The 18,155-nt window shown below is 70.7% G+C and carries 15 protein-coding genes; 2 read left to right on the top strand and 13 right to left on the bottom strand.

All coding sequences use genetic code 11. The features are described 5' to 3' along the window. Nucleotides 1–32 precede the first annotated feature (32 nt). From C4B68_RS41420 to C4B68_RS26285, 10 genes are all read right to left on the bottom strand, one after another. Nucleotides 33–1,340, bottom strand: coding sequence for a lipopolysaccharide biosynthesis protein (locus C4B68_RS41420; RefSeq protein WP_143674247.1), 1,308 nt, complete (start codon nt 1,338–1,340; stop codon nt 33–35). Next, entirely contained in the window at nt 1,337–2,716 is a 1,380-nt protein-coding gene (locus tag C4B68_RS26245) for a hypothetical protein (RefSeq protein WP_099499344.1), read from the bottom strand. The genes C4B68_RS41420 and C4B68_RS26245 overlap by 4 nt, the downstream gene beginning before the upstream one ends. Further along, nucleotides 2,713–3,702, bottom strand: coding sequence for a glycosyltransferase (locus tag C4B68_RS26250; RefSeq protein WP_099499343.1), 990 nt, complete (start codon nt 3,700–3,702; stop codon nt 2,713–2,715). The genes C4B68_RS26245 and C4B68_RS26250 overlap by 4 nt, the downstream gene beginning before the upstream one ends. Beyond that, nucleotides 3,699–4,781: a glycosyltransferase gene (locus C4B68_RS26255; RefSeq protein ID WP_167459171.1), complete on the bottom strand. Its 1,083-nt coding sequence runs from the start codon at nt 4,779–4,781 to the stop codon at nt 3,699–3,701. Before C4B68_RS26255 ends, C4B68_RS26250 begins: the two co-directional genes overlap by 4 nt. Beyond that, nucleotides 4,778–5,950, bottom strand: a complete 1,173-nt coding sequence (locus C4B68_RS26260) for a glycosyltransferase family 4 protein (protein ID WP_099499341.1) — start codon at nt 5,948–5,950, stop codon at nt 4,778–4,780. The genes C4B68_RS26255 and C4B68_RS26260 overlap by 4 nt, the downstream gene beginning before the upstream one ends. 43 nt (nt 5,951–5,993) lie before the next feature. Beyond that, nucleotides 5,994–7,184, bottom strand: a complete 1,191-nt coding sequence (wecB, locus tag C4B68_RS26265; RefSeq protein ID WP_099499340.1) for a non-hydrolyzing UDP-N-acetylglucosamine 2-epimerase — start codon at nt 7,182–7,184, stop codon at nt 5,994–5,996. Between the two features lie 922 nt (nt 7,185–8,106). Beyond that, nucleotides 8,107–9,564: a sugar transferase gene (locus C4B68_RS26270; protein ID WP_240634476.1), complete on the bottom strand. Its 1,458-nt coding sequence runs from the start codon at nt 9,562–9,564 to the stop codon at nt 8,107–8,109. Between the two features lie 543 nt (nt 9,565–10,107). Then, a complete protein-coding gene (locus tag C4B68_RS26275; RefSeq protein ID WP_099499338.1) occupies nt 10,108–10,941 on the bottom strand; it encodes a glutaminyl-peptide cyclotransferase in 834 nt (277 codons plus the stop codon). After that, nucleotides 10,934–12,826: a DUF4012 domain-containing protein gene (locus C4B68_RS26280; protein ID WP_099499337.1), complete on the bottom strand. Its 1,893-nt coding sequence runs from the start codon at nt 12,824–12,826 to the stop codon at nt 10,934–10,936. The genes C4B68_RS26275 and C4B68_RS26280 overlap by 8 nt, the downstream gene beginning before the upstream one ends. A 10-nt stretch (nt 12,827–12,836) precedes the next feature. Then, on the bottom strand, nt 12,837–13,493 hold the full coding sequence (locus C4B68_RS26285) for a hypothetical protein (protein ID WP_099499336.1): 657 nt from the start codon (nt 13,491–13,493) through the stop codon (nt 12,837–12,839). A gap of 408 nt (nt 13,494–13,901) precedes the next feature. Between C4B68_RS26285 and C4B68_RS26290 the strand changes: the two genes are divergently transcribed. Then, nucleotides 13,902–15,356, top strand: coding sequence for a tyrosine-protein kinase domain-containing protein (locus C4B68_RS26290; protein ID WP_099499335.1), 1,455 nt, complete (start codon nt 13,902–13,904; stop codon nt 15,354–15,356). Next, on the top strand, nt 15,353–15,967 hold the full coding sequence (locus C4B68_RS43520) for an arsenate reductase/protein-tyrosine-phosphatase family protein (RefSeq protein WP_240634477.1): 615 nt from the start codon (nt 15,353–15,355) through the stop codon (nt 15,965–15,967). Before C4B68_RS26290 ends, C4B68_RS43520 begins: the two co-directional genes overlap by 4 nt. A gap of 371 nt (nt 15,968–16,338) precedes the next feature. On the opposite strand, the gene C4B68_RS26300 is transcribed toward C4B68_RS43520, so the two are convergent. The 3 genes from C4B68_RS26300 to C4B68_RS26310 form a co-directional block, all read right to left on the bottom strand. Then, a complete protein-coding gene (locus tag C4B68_RS26300; RefSeq protein ID WP_099499521.1) occupies nt 16,339–16,632 on the bottom strand; it encodes a DUF1876 domain-containing protein in 294 nt (97 codons plus the stop codon). A gap of 373 nt (nt 16,633–17,005) precedes the next feature. Beyond that, nucleotides 17,006–17,698, bottom strand: coding sequence for a zinc-binding dehydrogenase (locus tag C4B68_RS26305; RefSeq protein WP_099499334.1), 693 nt, complete (start codon nt 17,696–17,698; stop codon nt 17,006–17,008). Next, nucleotides 17,634–18,116 carry an alcohol dehydrogenase catalytic domain-containing protein gene (locus C4B68_RS26310; protein ID WP_099499333.1) on the bottom strand — a complete coding sequence of 161 codons (483 nt, stop codon included), beginning with the start codon at nt 18,114–18,116 and terminating at the stop codon, nt 17,634–17,636. Before C4B68_RS26310 ends, C4B68_RS26305 begins: the two co-directional genes overlap by 65 nt. Nucleotides 18,117–18,155 lie beyond the last annotated feature (39 nt).

An 18,155-nucleotide genomic window follows, 5' to 3' on the forward strand; every position in this document is an offset into this window, starting at 1 on the left:
GGCCCGGGCCGGCGCACCAGACCGGGCCAGCCTCAAACCATGATCGCGACCGCCACACCGACCAGCACGCACGCGGCGACCGAAGCCCGCAGCGGCGTGGAGAGCACGATGCGGATACCGTCCCGCCTTAAGTGGACGACGCTGACCAGGGCCCGGGTGGACAGACCAGCGGAGACGGCAAGTCCTCCGGCGGCCAGCCCCAGCGATCCGCCAGCCAGCGGGACGACCGCCACTGCGACGCACGCGCCGATGCCAGTCCCGATGGACACCGAGCCGCCCTTGCCGCTCCGCAGGGCCATTTCGGTCTGAAGATCTCCGACGCACTTGAGGGTGACCGCCGGTACCAGTGCGGCGACGGCCAGCGCGATCGGCCGAACGGGGTACGACGACGGCAGCAGGATGGGCAGGAGCTGCAGCGCCGAGACGCCTGCGATGGCGGCAAGTGCCACAGATGTCCAGGCAAGCCGCTGACCGTACCTCAGCGTCTCCCGGTAGAACGCCTCGTCGTCCTGACACCGGAGCGCGCAGGTGGACCAGTGACCGTGCAGGATGAGTACGGCCGTGATCGGAAACCCACCCAGCATGGCCGCGAACTGAAAGTATCCGGCCGCCGAATAACCCTGCGTCAACGCCACGAGGACGCGGACCCCCTGTACCAGCCCGAGGATCAGGACCAGGTGCGGCAACAGTGGCACCGAGAAGCGCAGCGCCTGGGCCAGCATGGACCGGTCGTCCCGGCGGGTCGCCGCGCGGCCGGTCGCCACCCGGTCGGCGCGGGTGGCTGGGCTTGCGGCGTCGCGGCGGACCGCGACCGCGGGTAGGACCACCACGGCCGCGTACGCGAGCATCGCGGTGTTGACCGAGCCGGTCCGCGCCAGCGCCAGCGCCGCCGCCGCCGGCGCAACGGTCTGGCCGCTCAGCGTCAACACGGCGAAGCTCCGGGCCCGGTCCAGGCCGCGCATGAGCCCGACCACGACGAGGCCGGCCGCGGCGCAGAGCACGGCCAGGATCGCGCTGCCCACCGTCGGCCAGAACGGCAGCAGCACCAGCGCGAGGCCGACCGCCGGCCCGATGACGGTCCGCATCGACACCTCCGCGACCCGCTCCGCCTGATGGCGGACCCGCGGGTCGGGATGGGCCGCGTGCCGCTGCACGTAGACGTGCAGTCCGGCTGCGGCGGCCGGGCTGAGCAGGCCGACCACGGTGAGGTGGGTGGCCAGTTGGCCGAGGAGGTCCGGGGCGACGTGGCGAGCCAGGACCGGCCACAGGAACAGTGTGTTGAGCCCGAGGCTCACCGCACCGGTGCAGTAGAGCATGAGTCGGGGCAGGCCCGCTCTCATGACTCAGGCCGTTCCCGGCCGCGTGGGCGATCCTGCGCAGCGTACTGATGCCGGCCGACCGGGCACAGCTCACGTCTCGGCCCCGGTCCTGGCTGTGGCGCTGTGCGTGCCGGCGCCGACGACCGGCATCGGCGGCGCGCGTCGTTCTCCTGCGGTGTCCGCACCACCGTGACGACGACGAGGTAGGGAATGGCCAGCAGCGCCAGCACGAACCCGTAGTTCACCACCACATACGCGCCGCCGCCGTTGATCAGGAACGTCCGCGTCGCCAGGATAAAGACGATGCACACCAGGACGACGAGTACCTCCCGGGTGGCCGTGATCCGGTGGCAACAGCGCTGCCAGGCGTAGCCGAGGGTCCCCGCGACCGCCACGGTGAGCACCGGCCCGACGCTGTTGATCAGGTACGCCGCGCCGCCAGTGGTGACCGGCACCAGGAAGTAGCCGCCGGTCAGCGGGGTCCCGGTGACGTGGGAGGAGACGATCTCGTCGTAGGCGAACACGGGGCCGCTGCCCAGCCCCAGGTAGTGTGCGGCGAAGTGGCGCAGGTCGTAGCCGAACACGGGGCTGCCCTGCGTGGCCGTCCGGCCCAACACCAGCGAGTACCACGCGGGACTCGCCGCCACGATGGTGAGCCGGTCGAGCAGGTAGCCGAGGGATGCACCGCCGGAACGAGCCACGGTCTGGTACTGGTTTCCGATCCAGGCTCCGTAGCACAGCGCCAGCGCCAGCAGCGGCAGGCCGGAGATGACGGCCGCGGGCCGCACGCGGCCCCGGAGCAGCACCGCGATGAGGAGAACGACCAGCACCTCGACCAGGCCACCCTTGAAACCGAGCGCCAGCCGCGACAGCACGAACACCGCCCACACCATGCCGGTGACCCACCTCGGCAGGCCGTCGTACTTCACCCCGCACAGCGTGGCCAGGATCGGCAGACCGAACAGCACGCTGCGGCTCGGCAGACCGAACAGGCCGGACGCGCCGAGGTTGAACCGCTCGATCTCCGGGTTTTCGCTCAGCGCGGGAACGCCCACAATGCTGAAGTGGGTCACGGTCAGGCCGCAGACGATCAACGCCGACACGGCCAGCCCGATCTGCCGCGAACCCCGCAGTGCCGCCGGGCGGACCCCCGCACGCCCCCCGGCCTTGCCGCCGCGCCGGCCCACGGCGAGCACGCCGCCGGTGAACGCCGGGACGGTGGCGTACACCGCCCAGTTGTGCGGAGCAGGACCGAGCCGCGCGCAGACCATCTCGAAGCCGACCAGGATCGGGGCCATGGACAGCACCAGGAGGAACGCCGGGGTGATCCTCCGCTGGATGCCGACCAGCGCCCCGAGACAGACCAGCACGACCGCAGCCGACACGAACCCGGTCATGGCCGGACCGCGCGCAGTCCGGCGACCAGACCGCGCAGGCTCGCCCCGGCCGCCGCTCGCGACGAGGCCAGCAGTCGCAGGCCCCAGCCGAGCCGGGCCACCGTCCAACACACGGACGTGCCAGGGCCGATCGTGCGTGCGACCATGGCCGCCGACCGGGCAGCGTGGTAGGCCTCCAGCGGGCTGCGCACGTTTCCGCCGCCCCGCGTCGTGGAGTGGCGCTGATGGACGCCGACGACCTGGGGGATCAGCCGCAACCGTCGTCCGGTTTCCCGCAGCCGCAGGGTCACCAGCATTTCGTCGTAGTAGAGGAACAGGTCGCCGGGGAATCCGCCGATCCGATCCAGCGAGGCCCGCTCGAACAGGGCGCACGCGCCCGCGTACGTGAAGACGCCCCCGCCCGCGGCCCGAGCGCCCGCGGGCACCACGTCAGGGGTCGGCGGGTCGGTCAATCTCCTGGTCCGGCCGGTACGCAGGGAAACCCATCCGCCGGCACAGTCGACCTTCCGCTTGGACGGTGTCCCGTCGCCCGGCACCGCTACCGGAGTCTTCACCAGCACACCGGACACGACTCCGGTGTCGGCTACGTGAGCCCGCAGCATGTCCGTCACCGCGCCGGGCAGGAGCACGCAGTCCGGGTTCAGGACCAGGTGGTACGGCTCGTCGCAGTACGCCAGCACGAGGTTGTTGCCGCGACAGTAGCCGCCGTTCTCGGCGCTCCAGACCACGACGCACTTCGTGCCGCCGGACCGCCACGACAGCACCTCGCGCACCGGGTACGCCCGGGCCCCGCTCTGGCGGCTGGACAGGCATTCGGCGCCCGCCGGGACCAGCGACGTCCAGCACCGCCAGTGTTCCGGCCACTGCGAATTCTCGACGACCACGATCGTGGTCGGTGGGGATGCCTGCCGCAGCGTCGATCGCAAGGCCTCGTGCGCCAGGTCGAAGGACCCGTAGGAGACGATTCCGACGCTGTATGAGGTCATCGGTCGAATCCCTTCGCCAGCAGCGCGTCGACCTCGCGCGCACGGGCGGACCACGTGTTGTCGGCGACGAACGCCTGCCGGGCTGACCGGTCGCCGGGCGTGGCATCGACGCCGGCCCGCACCGCCGCCAACGCCTGCGGGACGGATCGGTAGTAGCTGAGAAAGGGCCCCGCCGGCTGGAGTACGCGCAGCGGAGGCGCGAGGATCGGGCGATCCAGCCCGACATACTCGTAGAGCTTCACCGGATCGACCGATTCGGCGAAATCGTCAGACCGGAACGGGAGAAGCAGCACGTCCGACCAGGTGCTGGCCATCTCCAGCAACTCGAGCTGCGGCATCGCGCCCGACACGCACGGTCCTACCTCCGGCGGCAGCGCGGTCCTGACTGGGCCGATGATCTTCAGGCGGACGCCTGGCGCAGTGGCGAGGGCCGCGAGCAACTCCATGTCCAGCCATGGTCCGATCGTGCCGAAGAAGAGCAGTCGGACCGGGCCGTCCGGGGCATCCGGCCTGGCGTCGGACGCCGCCAGCGCCGGCCAGGCAAAATCGGCCCGGCACGCGTTCCGAACGAGATATGAGCCTGCTGCGGCGGGATATCGCCTGCTCAGTTCGTCCGCGATGCGCGGGGACGAGGCGATCCTCGTGTTCGCCCGCGCGGCCAGCCGCGCTTCGAGGTCCCTGACATAGCGATGATCCGCGCCTGCCATGTCCGGGGCCAGGTCCATGCAGTCGTACACCACCGGCACGCCGGTGAGTTCCCGGACCAGCGGCTCCAGCCGGGGATGAGTGACCCAGACGACGTCCGGCCGCAGCGCCCGAGCGGTACGGCCGAGCCGGCGCACCAGCGCGGCGTCACCTTGCCGCACCACCGGCCGCGACCAGCGGGGCAGGCAGCGGACCCCGGTGGGGGCGACCGGCAGTTCGATCCCCGAGTCCTGGTCGACCAGACCGGATCGTCGCCACGCCCGGAGATGGAAGACGTGGAGGTCGTGGCCGAGCCGGCTGAGCTCGGCGGCCAGGAAATGCGGCCGCTGCGGGATCCAGTTCCAGTCGACGTGCTGCAGGTAGAGGATTCTCACGCCATGGCCTCCAGGTAGACCCGCTCCACGGACTCGGCGACCGACGCCCACGAGAAGCGCTTCTCGATCTCGGCAGCGATCTGCGCGGCCCGCTCACCGTCCCAGCGGTACTCCGGCCGGAAGAACATCGACAGTCCGCCGAGCAGCGCGTCCGGGTCGCCCGGCCGCACCAGCGTCAGGCAGTCGCCGCAGGCGTCGCCAAGGTCGAGCAGGCCGCCGACCCGGGTGCCGAGGACGGGCACGCCGCAGCCCAGCGACTCGATCGCGCTCAGGCTGGTGGCCTCCTTGAGGGACGGGACCACGGTGAGGTCCGTGACCTGGTACAGCGCTGGCATGTCCGCCGTGGCGACGGCCCCGAGCGTGCGGACCTCGACCGCGGCCCCGGCCAGTGCCCGCCGCACCTCCTCCTGGTACGCCGCGTACCGGTCGGTGCCGCTCCCTGCGAACAGCACGGTGGCCGTCCGGCCGGACGGCACCCAGCGGCGGACCGCGTGGGCGAAGTGCAGGACGCCCTTGGTGGGCGCCCACCGTCTCGGCACGAGCACGACGAACTGGTCCGGGTCCAGGCCGAATCCGGCACGCAGGGAGGCCCGGCACGCCGGGCTGACCGGATAGAAGCGCGCCGGATCGTAACCGTTCGAGATGAACCGCATCGGGGGCCGGCAGGCGTCCTGGCGGGCCAGCTCGCTCGACGGGCCGATGCCGAGCCGATACGGCGCCGTCAGCAGCCGGGTCACCGTGCGCCCCGCCGGGTACCGGGCCAGGGCGAGGAACTCGCCGAGATGGTTCGTCCAAACCTGCGCGGCCGGCAGCCGGCGGCGCAGCCACAGGGCCATCGGCAGGGCCTCGCACAGGTCGTGGAAGTGCACCACGTCGGGTGTGGTCCCGACAACCCGGTCGGCCTGCCCGACGGCCTGGAAGCCGTTGAGGATCCGGCGCGCGACCTCGGTGACGGGCGACCGCTGGTACGGGGAAGGCAGCCGGCCCGGCCGCAGAACGACCAGCGGCACATCCGCCGGCGGTCGCAGCCGGGCCGCGCCGGAGCTGGTCCGGAACACGATCGGGTCATGGCCACGCAGCCGCAACTGGCGGGATACCTCGTAGACGTGCGACTCGACACCGCCCACCCCGACGTCGAGATAGGCGGCGGTCACCATCGCGATTCTCATCCTCACTCCGTTTCTGTTGGCGTGGCCCGCAACCGCCGACGCATCACAGACCAGCCACCAGCGCGCTCACCGGCTCGGGGACGAAGTCCGGCAACCGCTCGCCGCAGCCCGTCAGCGCGTCGATCGCGGCGACGCACCGTGGCGCCGCGTGGCCATCGCCGTACGGGTTGACACTGCGCGCCATTCGGCCGTACCGCTCCTCGTCCTCGACGAGCTCGCTGAAGCACTGGATGATCGCGCTCGCCCTGGTACCGGCCAGGACGGCCGTTCCCGCGGTGACCGCCTCCCGCCGCTCGGTGGTGTCTCTGAGCACGACGACCGGGACGCCGAGCGACGGCGCCTCCTCTTGGACTCCGCCCGAGTCGGTCATGACGATCGTGCTCGCTGCCATCAGCCGGCAGAAGTCCGGGTAGCACAGCGGCTCGAGAGTGTGAAGGTTGGGGCGCCTCGCGAGGTGGGTTCGGGCGGCTCCGCGCACCAGCGGATTTGGATGCAGTGGGATGACGAACCGGTGGTCAGGGTACCTGCGCGCCAGTGCACTGACCGCCGCGAAGATCTCCTCCATCGGCGCCCCCCACGACTCCCGGCGATGGGTGGTGACCGTGACGATCCCGGGCCGACGAACGCGGTCGATCGCGCCGGTGAGGATCTCCGCCAGCCAGCGGTCCTGGAGCGGCGGAGAGATTCGCAGCACCTCCTGGAGTGCGTCGATCACGGTGTTGCCGGTGACCACGACACGGTCGTCGGCCACCCCTTCGCCGACCAGGTTTTGCTTCGCCGCGACGGTGGGAGCGAGGTGGAGGTCGGTGATCCAGCCGAGCAGCGAGCGGTTCATCTCCTCCGGAAACGGAGTGCGCCGGCTGCCCGTACGCAGCCCCGCCTCCAGATGCACCAGCGGGACGTCGGCGTAGAAGGCGGCCATGCCTGCCGCGAACGCGCTGGTGGTGTCTCCCTGAACCAGGACGAGTTCCGGCTGAACCTCCGCAATCGCGGCGGAGGCGCGTTCGATCACCCTTGCGGTCATCGAAGCGAGCGGCTGTCCCGGCTCGAAGGCACGCAGGTCCAGGTCTGCCCCGACCTGCAACGTCCGGTGGATCTGATCGACCAGGTGCGGATGCTGACCGGTCACCGCCACGACCGGTTCATGGCGGCCACTGTCGCGCAACGACTTCACTACGGGAGCGACTTTCACGGCCTCAGGCCGGGTTCCATAAATCGCCAAGACACGTGCCATTACGTGCGGAGCCGCCTTTCGGTACCACACCAAGCCCGGGCCGGAGCCACACGTCCTTTTCGGGAGCGCCGACTCAGGCGCCTTCGTGGCGTGGAATTTATAGTGGAATTTCTAAAAGAACTGCGTTGACGAACGGCTGGACGCCCACCGGCATACGGGATTTCCACCAGCACAGGTGCCGCCAGCCGCCGAGCATTTCTTATCGCCTTCCGTAGTGCTGCGCTCTACGGCGTGACGAGCGTAGGGCGGGTAGGCAATGTTCCTTGCCGGGAGAACGGGATAGCCGCGGATACCACACGATCTGGTGCCGTCCGAACGGCGCATTCCAACATTCGCCCTGCCGAAGCTCAGGGCGGCCACGCAGACCGCCGCACGAGCGTCGGCGGTAGCGCAGGAATCAGCCGAATTTCCGGTCCACGCGGGACCGGACCGGAAGACCACGACGGCGTGTCAGGGCCAGCCTCAACGGCGGCGAATGCCGTACGAGACAGACGCGATCCAAGTGATGTTGTCCAGGCCCGCACGGCAGGCTCGCACGGCAGGCTCGCACGGCAGGTCCGCACGGCAGGTCCGCACGGCAGGTCCGCACGGCAGGCTCGCACGGCAGGTCCGCACGGCAGGTCCGCACGGCAGGTCCGCACGGCACGAACGGCAGACGTCCTGCAACGGGAGGTGGAAAGACGCGCCGGCTTCCCTCCGCGGAAGGAAGCAAACTCACCGGGACAGCTGGACCAAGGCGCGGGCGGGGAGAGTCCCAGCCCCGCTCGCTACGCTTGCGGCGATTCCGTACAGCCCCTGCCGACGGCTGCTTCGGTCCGGACCAGCTTTGGGATGAGAGGACGGTGGGGGCTCGACGGCATGGGCCCTCCGAGGGTGCGCGGCCGCCGCGATCCCGGACGCCCGGAAGCGGGCTGACAACCGCTCAGTACGCTCCGGCGCCCACCACGACGGCCCGCACCGTCCGCACGAGCACCACCACGTCCCCGGACGGGGACCAGTTGTCCACGTACCTGAGGTCCAGGGCGACCGTCTCGTCCCAGGAGAGGTCGGAGCGGCCGCTGACCTGCCACAGGCCGGTGAGCCCCGGTTTGACGGCCAGCCTGCGCCGCTCCACCTCGTCGTAACCGGCGACCTCGTCGGGCAGCGGCGGTCGCGGACCGACGAGGGACATGTGTCCCCGCACCACGTTGAACAACTGGGGCAGTTCGTCCAGGGAGCAGCGGCGCAGCACCCGGCCGACGCGGGTGATCCGCGGATCGCGGCGGATCTTGAACATGCGGCCGTCCTGCTCGTTGGTCCCGGTCAGCTGGTGCCTCAGCCGTTCCGCGTCGGCGACCATGGTGCGGAACTTGGCCATGGTGAACGGTTGTCCGCCGCGGCCGATGCGCGTCTGCCGATGTACGACGGGGCCCGGGGAGTCCAGCCGTACGGCGAGGGCCACCGCCACGAACACCGGGGCGAGCAGCGCAATCAGCAGCACCGCGCCCAGCCGGTCCGTCACCGACTTGACAAGCGTCGCAAGTCCCCGCCTCAGGGGCGGGGCCACGCTCAGTATCGTGAGCCCGGCCACGGAGAGGATGCCCACCCGGCGCCCGGCAACCTCGGTCAGGCCCGGTACGACCACGAGCGGGAGCTCCTCGCCGTGCAGGGCCCACGACAGCCGCCGCAGGCGCGTTCCGGTCATGTGCGGTCCCGGCACGATGAGGACCACATCCACGTCGAGCCGCCGGGCCGCCTCCAGTACCGGGGCGGAGTCGGCCGACGGGCGCTGCGGTGCCTGCCTGCCGAGGCGGGTGGCGACCGGGGCCAGTGCGTGCGGGTCCTCGTCGCCGATCGGGCACACCCCGACGACGACGAGCTCGTGGTCGGTCCGCTTCGCGAGGTGGCTCGCCAGACCGTCGACAGCGTTCGCCTCCCCGATCACCAGGGCGCGGCGGACGGCCCGGCCGTCGCGGCGTCGGGCGACCAGATGACGATGGATCAGCGTGTGCACGACGGCGCTCGTCGGCGCGCAGGGCACCAGGGCGGCGAGTGCGACGAGGAACGGGGACTCCTCGCCCGTCGCCGCGCGCACCACCGCGAGCAGGCCGACCAGTACCAGCCAGTCCTGCAGCGCGGGGCCGGTGTTGTCGCGCTCACCGAGACTGGGCTCGCAGTAGCGGTCCCGTGCGCCGCGCACGAGCAGCCATGCTGCGGCCGCCACCGTCGCGTAGGCCGCGGCATGCGTGCTGCCGGCCGGCGCGAAGGCCAAATACACCGGCACGGCGGCGCCGGCCACGTCGCCGATGACGGCGGCCGGCGCGTACCAGACGGGCTTGCTGGTGCGGCGCCCGCTGGGCGGCTGCTCCCGGATGACCTGTGTCTGCGCAGGTCTTGCCACTGGTACGTGGGGCATTGTCTCCCCGAATTGCCACATTCACCCTCCAAGCGGGCCAAAAGGGACTCTGCGAGTCTGTATGGCTGTCCACTGAATTGCGGGGCGCGACGCTGGGCCGCGGGCAACTCTCACCCAATGAGCAGAGCTCCATGCCCCGCGCATATGCAGACGCCGGGGCCGGGAGGCGAGGAGTTCCCGGGAGGCCGCTGCTGCGGGAGGGCGCTGGAGGGCGGTGTGGTCCGCCGGCGACCGGCGGACAGACGAGGGGGCGTACGACCCCCGTTTACTTCACGGGCTTCGGCTCCGGCTCGCTCTCCGACTCCGCCTCGCCCGCCGGGACGTCCTTGAGCTGCCCTCGGACGGCTTCTCCTCGCCCCCCATCGTCTTGCCGCCGCCGGCCAGCAGGTACAGGACCTGGGCGTGCGCGTGGTCGCGCAGCGACATGATCAGCAGTTCACTTACGCCGCCGCACTGTAGCGGCGTCGGCGGTGATCTGCGCCGCTGTGGGGCCGTCCCTCCGGTTCAGCCGCCGGGGCCGCCCGTCTGTCAGGCCGAGACCAACACCACACGGAACATTCTGGGCCAGAACTTCCCGGTGATCAGGAACTGATCCGTGCCGGGGACCGCCGCGATGCCGTTCAGCGTGGACCCTGGGACGAGTTCGTCGTCGCGCAGCAGGCCCGAGGCGTCGATGCTCGCCGTCACCGCGCCGGTGGCGGGATCGATGCGCACGATCCGGTCGGTGAGGAACACGTTCGCGTACACGGTGGCGCCGACGCACTCCAGCTCGTTCAGTTCCGCCACCGGTCGGCCCTTTTCGGTCACGGTGACCTCGCCCGTCTTCGCGAGCGTCGCTGGGTCACGGAACGTCAGCCGTGACGAGCCGTCGCTGGTCACCAGCCGGTGCCGGGCCCGCTGGAGGCACACGCCCCAGCCGTCGTCCGAGTACGGGACGCGTCGCAGCTCAGCGAGCGTCTTGGCGTCGCGCTCGATGGCGGTCCGGTTCCGCCAGGTGAGCTGCCACAGGGTTCGGCCCAGCACGGTGATGCCCTCACCGAACAAGGGCGCGGGGAGTGCCGCGCGGACCGTGGGCTTCTTGCCCAAAGGCCCCGCCCGTACCGAGGACCGGCCGGAGAGGCCGGTGCCTTCGTAGAGCGTGTCGCCGGCCATCTCGAGTCCCTGGGTGAACGCCTGCGGGTCGTGCGGAAGGGGCTTGAGCACCTTGACCCGCAGGTGCTCGACCCGGTGCGCCGCGGTCTGCCGCCCATCCATGGCTCGGCCTGCCGGGTCGTCGGGGGCGCGGTCTGCCGGCGGGCGTGACGCGAGCAGCAGCGCGGCCGCTAGTACGGCCCCCGCCGCGCGGCGCATACGCTCAGACATGGCAAGAACCTCCCGGCTTCAACGTGGCCCGCAGGGGCGTCACCAGGGGCTGCTGCAGCAGGGTGGGGGAGCCGTCCGCGTGCGGCTCCCGCAGGTGCAGCACGAGAGTGCGGCTGGAACCCGCGGGCAGCTCCAGGTCGCGCGTGAACACGGAGTGGCCGCGTTCGACGCCGGACGCGAGCAGCGCGCGGCGGCCATCCAGGGTTGCGTCGGCGAGGGTGGCCCCGACCCCCGCGTAGTACGACACCTGTAGGCGGTTGTCACCCGGCCGGGTGCGGTAGGGAGGGGAGTCCGCCCTGATGGTCACGTAGTCGGGCAGGCCGGAGGCCGGCGCCCGGTTGGTCAGGGTCATGGTCACTGTGACCGTGCGGCCGCCGCGGGAGCAGGCGCCTGCTTCCCAGGTCAGGCTCCGGTCGAGGTAGTAGTCCAGTTTGCCGCCGGCCGCGTTGTTCACCACCAGTCCCGCGAAGGGGCCGGGGGCGTTTGGGAGCGCGCCCGAGTAGGGGCGGGACTCCAGGAGGCGCTGCTCCTCCTTGTGGGCGCTCCAGACCTTCAGCCGTCCGTCCCGCTGGACGTCGTTCACGGCGACGAGCAGTGCGGGCAGTCGGCGCGTGTCGTCGAGCGCCCCCATCAGCCGTGCGGCGGCGGCACGGGCGGCGTCGACGAAGAACGCCTTGCGCCGGGCGATGTCCTCGTACTTCGCGTAGCTGGCCCGTTCGGTGAGGTCCACGACGTTGTCGGCGGTGAGCTCGGTGCCGTCGGCCATGCGGGCCGGGCCGGTGACCTGCAGGAGACGGCTCAGCGTGACCGGGTCGACGGCGATCGCCCCGTCCACGCGTTCGCCGGTGTGCTTGCGCCATGCCGCTGCCCAGATGCGGGCCGCGTTGGGGAAGTGCGGGCTCATGTTGGAGTTGGGCCAGACGTGGATGGGGTCGCTGCCCGCGTAGCGGGCGTTGAACTCGGCTCCGAGGTCGATGTCCGGCTTCGCCGTTTCCATCTCTGTGTTGTTGCCGAACCGCTCGAAGGACAGCCGGCCCCGGTCGGCCCGCAGTACGGCGAAGGCGCCCGGAAGACCCCCGGTGCCGCGTGCCTCGGCGATGTTCTGGAACGCGAGGAAGTAGCGCCGTTGTCCTTGCGTGCCGAGCATGGGCGGCAGGATGCGGGCCGCCAGGGAGGTGTCGGTCATGACCGGGGTGAGGCGGTCGAGTTGCTGTTGCAGTGCGGCACGGGCCCGGTCGGCCGTGGGCAGCCAGGTGGACCGGGGCAGACCGTGCACGTCGGTACGCACCTCGGCAACGACCTCTGCGGCCCGGGCGATTTCCGGCCCGTGCCGCTGCAACGCCGCGAGGGCCTCGGACATCCCGCCGCCGCTTCCGTTCGGCGTGGACGGCTGCAGGACGCCGGTCAGCGGGGGCAGCACGTCGCCGGCCAGCCGGTCCGCCGCGTAAGCGGCGCCGCGCACGGTTCTCACAGGATCCCCGAGGAAGGGCAGCTCGGCGGCGGAGTACCAGGCCGGGCCGGTGGTGAGACGATGCGCCCGAGCCGCGTGGACGGCGGCCGAGCGCACCGCCTGTTCCGGCACCGGGGCGGGCGCGGTCGCCTTACCGGAGGCGGAGCCGGTCACCGACGCGGCCGCCACCGAGTGCCGCAGCGCGCCGAGGTCCCGCTGGGCCGCGAGCAGCTCCCAATGGGCGAACAGCCCGGTGACACCGATCCAGACGGCGCCGGCCAGCGGGAGCAGCGCGATGGCCAGCAGTGCTTTCCTGAGTACGCGGCGGCGGCCCGGTGCCCGTTCGCCGGAGCGGTCTGCCCCGGGCATGCGGACGGCGTCCCGGTCGGGGCCGGGACGCCGTTGTGCCGCCGTACGGATGTCTCGCTCCGTCATGAACTGCCCGTCATGAGCTGCGGCGACGGCGTACGGCCAGCATCGTGCCACCGCCCGCCACGAGCAGCGCCGCCGTGGTGCCGCCCACGGTCAGGGCCTTGCCACTGCCCGTCTCCGCGAGGCCTTCACCGTTGTGGTGCTGAGTCTGGTGCTCGTAGCTCACGGGGTTCCCGACGCCGTATCCGTGGGATCCGTTTTGTCCGTCGTCATGTCCGTCGTGCCCACCGGGGTGTTCGGGCTTGTCCGAGTGGGTGGGCCGGCTGGTCGGCTTCGGGGGCTTGGTCGGCTTCGGGGGCTTGGTCGGTGTGGGCGTCGGAGTCGGGGTGCCACCGCCGCCCAGCACATAGATGGTGGCGCCGACGCTGAGGTCGGGGTTGTCCCCGGTGAGCCGGAAGACGTGCCAGCCGTTAGGGGCCGTCTCCGGGATGTCCACAGTCCCTGCCACCGATCCGTCGTCCTCGGCCTGGAAATGGCCGAGGACGATCGGCGTTGATTCCAGTAGCGCCGTGATGCTCTGCCCGGAATCGAAGACTCCCGGGGGGGTGTCGAAGCTCAACAGTCCTCCGGCCGTCACCGTGGAGGTGCTGATGTTCAGGGGTGGGGGTGATCCCGGGTATGGCTGCGCGTAGGCGGCCTGCACCCCCACCAGGGGTGCCGCGATGAGCATGGCAGCCGATGCTGCCGATGCCAGGACAACCCGCCATCTGGGCGACCTCGTCATCTACTTCACTCTCCTCGACTCGACTTCGGTCCGGACCATGCTGCAGCGTTGGTCGTGATCAAGATTTCGGGTACCAAGATCTTGATACAGGGAATAAATGGGACATACCGACATCTACTGGCGTGGCGGCATCCAGAAGCCACCGGATGGTGGAACGCTTGCCCACCGTTGGCCCACGCCGCCGAGTCGAGTGGCGGGACGGCCTGCGCCACCGGTGTCGTCCGACGGCTCGACATAGGGGTGGCTTCCCGGGTTTGAGCGCGCGAGTCCCTATGTTCGGCTGTGCGCGCAGGGAACAGAACACTTCATTTCGGATAGTTCCCTCGGTCTACGAGGGGTGATGAGGGGTGCAGCTTGGATCTCCACGGATTCCTTAAAGCTATTGCCAGACGCTGGCCGACCGCCGTGGTCTGTCTGGTTCTCGCGATCGGGGCGGCGCTCGCCGTGACGGGCTTGAGTACCCCCGTCTACGAGGCGAGGACCCAGCTCTTCGTCGCCACCCGCACCGGCGACGACACCACCCAGATGAACCAGGGGCAGAGTTTCTCGCAGGCGCGCGTTCAGTCGTACGCCGCGATCGTGACCACCCGTCAGGTGACCCGGCCCGTGGTGAAGGAGCTGGGACTGCGCACCACTCCGGAGGAACTGGCGTCGCGGATCACCGCCACCGCCCCACTCAACACCGTGCTCATCGACATCACCGTCCGGGACACCAAGCCCCAGCGTGCGGCGCGCATCGCCAACGCCGTGGCGCAGCGGTTCAGCGCGGTCGTCGAGCGACTGGAGGCGCCCAAGCGTGCGTCCGGCTCGGAGCAGACAGGAAAGAGCCGCCGTTCGGGCGCCGATGCCTCGCTCGTCTCCCTGGGCGTCACCCAGGAAGCCGTCGCCCCCGCCGGTCCGATCTCACCCCGCCCGCTGCTGAACCTCGTCGCAGGAGTGCTCGGCGGCCTGCTGCTCGGTGCCGGCCTCGTCGCCCTGCGCGAGACCCTCGACACCACGCTCAAGACGAGCGAGGCGCTGGGCGAGTTCACCACGCTGCCGGGTCTCGGCACCATCCCGTACGACAGGAACGTCCCCAAGCAACCGCTCGTCAGCTCCGACGAGCACTCCCAGCGTGCCGAGGCCTTCCGCAAGCTGCGCACCAACCTGCAGTTCTCGCAGGTCGACGAGCCGCCCCGGATCATCGCGGTGACAAGTTCGGTGCCCGGCGAGGGCAAGACCAACACCGCGGTGAACCTCGCCCTCTCGCTCGCTGAGACAGGTCTCTCCACCTGCCTCGTGGACGGCGACCTGCGCCGACCGTGCGTGGCCTCGACCTTCGGTCTCGTCCAGGACGCTGGTCTGACCACCGTGCTCATCGGACAGGCCCGCATCGAGGACGTGATGCAGCAGGCCGGCGCCCGGCTCTCGGTTCTCGCCAGCGGCGCCGTACCGCCGAACCCCACGGAGCTGCTCGCCTCGGCGCGCATGGAAGAGGTACTGCGCGAACTGGCGGACACCTACGAGGTCGTGATCGTCGACACCGCGCCGCTGCTGCCGGTCGCCGACACCCTCGGGCTCGCGTCCCTCGCCCAGGGCGCGCTGCTCGTCGTCCGCGCCGCGAAGACCAGCCGGGAACAGGTCCGCACCGCCGCGGAATCGCTGGACCGCGTGAGTGTCCGCGTTCTCGGCACCGTCTTCAACATGGCTCCGGTGCACCGGGGCAATCGCTACGGCACCTACGGCTCGTACGGCGAGCTGCCCGCTCCTCGTGTGTCGCACCCCCGGAAGGAGGCCGCCGCGGCGACACCCCTCGCGGACGAGAAATGACCCAGGTCCTGTTCGTCTGCACGGGCAACGTGCACCGCTCGGTGCTCGCCGAGCGGCTGCTGGCCGCGAGGCTTCCGCCCGGTTCGGCCGTACGGCCGAAGAGCGCCGGAACGCAGGCGCGGCCCTGGTCCGGCATGGAGGCCTCCACCAGGGCGGTGCTGGAGGAACTGGGCGGTGACGGCTCCGGTTTCGCGGCCCGCCCGCTCACCGCGCAGCTCGTCGCGGAAGCAGCGCTGGTCCTCGGGCTCGCGCACGAACACCGGGAGGCCGCCGTACGGCTCGCGCCGACGGCGCTGCGGCGCTGCTTCACCCTGAAGGAGTTCGTACGTCTCGCTGTGGGGGGAGCCGACACGGTGCGGGGCGGGAAAGGTACGGCGACCATGCATGGCGACGTACCGGACGGGCAAGTTCCGCCGGTCGTGGACGGTTTCGACGACGTGGTCGCGGCCACGGCCGGCCGTCGGGGTGTCGCCGCCCCGGTCCCGCCGGCCGAGGACGACATCTCGGACCCGTGGGGGAGGCCCCACTCCGTGCTGTACGAGTGCGCCCGCGAGATCGACGGGGCGGTAAGCGCGCTCGCCCGGTTGCTGGGCGGCGGAGCGAGCCTCTGAGCCGAAGGTCCGCGAGGGACCTCGCGTGGCTGGCCGGGCCCCGCACCGAGCCAGGGCCGGCGGAGCGGAAATCCCCGCGGGCCCACGGGACCATGTCGTCCCTGATCGGCGACGTACATGTGGAGACGGTCGCCCTGCCTGACGGACGAGCATCAGATGGGACATCGCACTGCCCGACGGGAGCGAGTCCGCGGTCCGTGCGGCTGTGCATGAACTGAGGGGGCGTGCCGGCGCACGGGCCGTAGAGCTGGACCGGCTCCGGGCGATCACGGGGGATCCGGGCGTGCCCGGTCCGTGAAGGGCTGGAAGTCGCCGTCGGGGGCGTTGCCCCCGACGGTGGTAGACGGGCTGTATTCCTGTGGCCGACCAGCTCAGGTGGTCAGCGGGCGCGATGTCCTGCCCGACGCCTCGTCGATCTCGTCGTGCGCCTTGGTCAGCAGTTTCATCGCCAACTCATTCAGTGCCCTCGCTCCCGCGACCTCCTCGCCGACTCTCGGCTGATTGGAGTCGGAGGGGTGGCGGCTTGCGTACCCGTGGGCACGCACTTCGTTTCCGTCCTGGAGACGTACGAGGGCTGCGGCGCGCGTGCGGTGCTCGTCCTCCTCGAATTCCAGCTCCACGTGCCATCCGACGGCGGTCCGTAGCGGAGTCTGCGCCTGTGTCATCACGATCACCTCCGGAGCCTCTGCCCTTAGTACGAGTGTGCTCCTTCGGGCGTGTACGCACGAGGCGACGGCCCGCCCGGCAGTTCCAGGTCGGCAAGGAGTGACGGGACGGCTACGAGTGCCGCCGGGGCCCGGCCGACAGGGTCGGCCCGGTGAAGCCAACCAGCGTGCGCCGCCGCGGTGTTGTGGCCGCCGCCACGATGACCCTTGCCGCGTGCGGGGGCCGGCCGCACCAGTGGAGTGACCCCCGAAATTCCGACATCTGGACGCTGGATGTTTTGTCATCCAGGGGAAGTGATCCAAGGTGGCAAAGCGGAAGAACTACCCCGAAGAAGCGATCAGCCGTTCCTGGTTGGCCCGACCACCGGAACCGTCACGGCGTGGGCCGGTCACCGTCGAAAGCGACGACCGCGCGCCCCTCGATCCGACCGTCTCGCAGGGCGCTGTAGGCCTCCTCCAGGTCTTGGAAGGCGTACGTGGTGACGTCGGAGGTGAGCAGGCCACGTTGAGCGAGCCCGACCAGGTCCTGCAGTTCCTGCATGGAATAGCTGGCCGTGGCGACGATGTGCACGCCCAGGGGCGGGTTCTGGAAACGGAACGGCAGGGTGCCGCCACCCGTGCCGACGAAGTTGATGCAGCCGGTGGGACGGACGACGTCGGTGGCGAGCTGCAACGTGGCGTCGACACCGACGAAGTCGATGATTGCGTCGGCACCGCGGCCACCGGTGAGCTCCCTGATCGTCGCTGCCGCCGAGGGGTCGCTGGTGACGGTGTGGTGGGCGCCTCGGCTGCGGGCGTGGGCAAGCTTGTCGGCCAGGTCGACCGCGATGATGGTGGCCGAGGTCTTCAGGCGCAGGAACTGCAGGGCGAACGAGCCGAGGCCGCCGATGCCGACCACGACCACGAAACCGTTCGGGCGGATGTACGGCAGGACGGCGTTGACGGCGCCGTACGAGGTTCCGCCGGCGTCGCCGAGCGGTGCGGCCTGGATCGGATCGAGGTCACCGATGGATACGAGGTCGCGGCGCCGCGCAAAGGAGGTAGGCGGCGAGGCCGCCGTCGTCACTCAGGCCGTAGTAACCGGGGCGATTGTCGCAGTAGTTGTCCTGGCCGGCCAGGCAGTATTCACACGTGCCGCAGGTCATACCCGAGTTCACTACGACCGCCTCGCCCACGACCACGTCCGTGACCCCTGGGCCGAGCGCGGCCACGTAACCGACGTTCTCATGCCCGAGCGTGTAGGGACGGTCCTTGTGCGGCACGAACTGCACGCCCTTGTCCATGATTTCCAGATCGGTATGGCACAGGCCGGCCGCCGCCATCTGGATCAGGACCTCGCCGGAGCTGGGCTTCGGCACGGGTACCCGTGACCATTGCGCGGAGCTGTGGATCGACGGGATGCGGTAGGCCAGCATCGTATCGGCAGACATGTCGGCGGCTCCTCCTCGAATTCCTGTCTCTGCGACCTTGCTCTGCAGTGCCATCGAGCGACCTTCTTCGTGTGGCCCGGATCTCCCGGGGTA

Origin of the sequence: Streptomyces dengpaensis (assembly GCF_002946835.1) — a bacterium.
Lineage (GTDB): Bacteria > Actinomycetota > Actinomycetes > Streptomycetales > Streptomycetaceae > Streptomyces > Streptomyces dengpaensis.

What these genes read in the sequence shown, in the direction of transcription:
- C4B68_RS41420 (WP_143674247.1), bottom strand. Translation starts at nt 1,340, where the DNA reads ATGAGAGCGGGCCTGCCCCGACTCATGCTCTACTGCACCGGTGCGGTG.
- C4B68_RS26300 (WP_099499521.1), bottom strand. Translation starts at nt 16,632, where the DNA reads ATGACACAGGCGCAGACTCCGCTACGGACCGCCGTCGGATGGCACGTG.
- C4B68_RS26250 (WP_099499343.1), bottom strand. Translation starts at nt 3,702, where the DNA reads ATGACCTCATACAGCGTCGGAATCGTCTCCTACGGGTCCTTCGACCTG.
- C4B68_RS26260 (WP_099499341.1), bottom strand. Translation starts at nt 5,950, where the DNA reads ATGAGAATCGCGATGGTGACCGCCGCCTATCTCGACGTCGGGGTGGGC.
- C4B68_RS26310 (WP_099499333.1), bottom strand. Translation starts at nt 18,116, where the DNA reads ATGGCACTGCAGAGCAAGGTCGCAGAGACAGGAATTCGAGGAGGAGCC.
- C4B68_RS26245 (WP_099499344.1), bottom strand. Translation starts at nt 2,716, where the DNA reads ATGACCGGGTTCGTGTCGGCTGCGGTCGTGCTGGTCTGTCTCGGGGCG.
- C4B68_RS26285 (WP_099499336.1), bottom strand. Translation starts at nt 13,493, where the DNA reads ATGCTCATCGCGGCACCCCTGGTGGGGGTGCAGGCCGCCTACGCGCAG.
- wecB (WP_099499340.1), bottom strand. Translation starts at nt 7,184, where the DNA reads ATGGCACGTGTCTTGGCGATTTATGGAACCCGGCCTGAGGCCGTGAAA.
- C4B68_RS26275 (WP_099499338.1), bottom strand. Translation starts at nt 10,941, where the DNA reads ATGTCTGAGCGTATGCGCCGCGCGGCGGGGGCCGTACTAGCGGCCGCG.
- C4B68_RS43520 (WP_240634477.1), top strand. Translation starts at nt 15,353, where the DNA reads ATGACCCAGGTCCTGTTCGTCTGCACGGGCAACGTGCACCGCTCGGTG.
- C4B68_RS26280 (WP_099499337.1), bottom strand. Translation starts at nt 12,826, where the DNA reads ATGACGGAGCGAGACATCCGTACGGCGGCACAACGGCGTCCCGGCCCC.